We start from the raw sequence: 694 nt of genomic DNA on the forward strand, positions 1-694 counted from the left end.
TTAGCCCGCCCCAAGTACAGAATTTCTTCGGTGTGGTCATCGAAGATCGCCAGATAGTGGTGCGCCGAGGAGGCCTGTTTGATCACCTCGCTCATCGGCAGCAGCGACCCCCCGCCGGTGAGCCCGTGGCCGGTGCCCGATTCGAGCTCTTTGAGCTTGGCCTTGATCAAAATGGTGGCCGGCAACCCGTTTTGCGAACCGAGTTGTCCGGACGCCAGCAGCGCCCGACACATCGCCCCGAGCGCGTCGTGGTTGCGCTGCCCCACGGTGCGTCGATCGGCACTGACCGCCTCGGCCGAGGGCTCCTGATCCGCAGACCGCTGACCGTCCTCGCCCTCGGTTTCGTCGGCGGGATTGCACCGACCAGGAGCCGCCCACACCGCTAGCACTGCTTCCAACGCCGCCCGGGTGGCCGGATCAAGCAGTCCGCGTAGCTCACTCATCCCATCAAGGCGCTGGCGACCCAGTCGCAGCCAGCGCTGCGCGGCGCGCAGCTCATCGGAGAAATCCCCATCGGGGTTCAAATAGGCCGCCAGCCGCTGGGCGGCCGCGCGCAACTCTTCAGGGGTGTGCTTGGTGGCCAACTGCGCCAGCTGCGCTTCGGCGGCCTCGCGCACGTCAAACGGCGTCGAAGCCGGCACCTGCTTGTCAAAGAACCGCCGGATCACCCGCACATGCTCAGCACCCACCCGAC

Annotated in this window: 1 protein-coding gene; it reads right to left on the bottom strand. The window is 66.7% G+C overall.

Going from position 1 to position 694, the window contains the following annotated elements:
* On the bottom strand, positions 1–694 hold a 694-nt coding region (locus tag CEX87_RS26900; protein ID WP_142301134.1), incomplete at both ends, for a DUF222 domain-containing protein.

Source organism: Mycobacterium lehmannii, assembly GCF_002245535.1.
In the GTDB taxonomy this organism is placed as follows: Bacteria; Actinomycetota; Actinomycetes; order Mycobacteriales; family Mycobacteriaceae; genus Mycobacterium; species Mycobacterium lehmannii.